This window comes from Bartonella sp. AC10YNML (genome assembly GCF_042196825.1).
GTDB lineage: Bacteria > Pseudomonadota > Alphaproteobacteria > Rhizobiales > Rhizobiaceae > Bartonella.
In genome coordinates, this window is sequence record NZ_JBHIRA010000068.1 from 1 (window position 1) to 808 (window position 808).

Sequence of the window (808 nt, forward strand, 5' to 3'; positions counted from 1 at the left end):
CCTCATCGAAAACTTCCTCAAGTACACGACACGCCCTACGCTTACCTCTTCCTCAAGAAATTTCAATCCCTTTGCCTTAAAATCCACCCCTTTGCCTCAAAGCCTCGTTGTCAATCTGGCCCCCCCAAAAATGATAAAGCCCCCAAATGATAAGGATTAATCATTTGGCAAGCCGCAGCATGGATACCAGCGTCTCCAACAATTCCATAACCAAATTGCACAAAACCTTTTTCATCCAGAGATGAGAAACTGTCCTTAGCGGTCTCGTAAATAAATAACAGTCTCGTAAATAAATAAATGTCCCTCTTTTCTTTCAATTTTCCCCCTCCACCCCAAGCTCTTTAAAAACACTGTTACCCTTTCCATGGAGCAAAAAGTCTTGATCAAAACGTGTGCTTTTGGCTCACCTTCTCTATGCGCCTTGCCTCCACCTGCAAGAAAATGGGTTCTTTTTCCCCAAACACCAGAATATCTTTTGCTTTAAATATAGATTTTTCGCTCTCCATATCGCTTGGTAAGACACATTTTTATGCTTGATAAAAAGAAAATAAGTTACAAGATTTTCTCTCTTTAAGAGAACAGAAACAGCAAGTGAAACCCAAGAGCAGCCCTCTTCACTTATCCCCCTTAAAAGCTCGCAAAAATCCCACTCAAGCAAGAGCACCAACTCAAGCAAGAGCCTCAATTTTTCTCAAAAACACGACACCAATATAAAAAAAGCATAAAACGAGAAGTGTCCCCCATGCTCCTTAATGAACAAGTCAAAAGCAATATACTTAATGGCAATAAAAGCCTCTCTTCACTTTTT

At 40.3% G+C, this 808-nt stretch carries 1 protein-coding gene; it reads right to left on the reverse strand.

The annotated features are described in order from the left end of the window. Nucleotides 1-110: 110 nt before the first annotated feature. Complete coding sequence (locus ACFINA_RS09660) at nucleotides 111-317, reverse strand: hypothetical protein (protein WP_375607593.1); 207 nt, start codon at nucleotides 315-317, stop codon at nucleotides 111-113. Nucleotides 318-808: the final 491 nt, after the last annotated feature.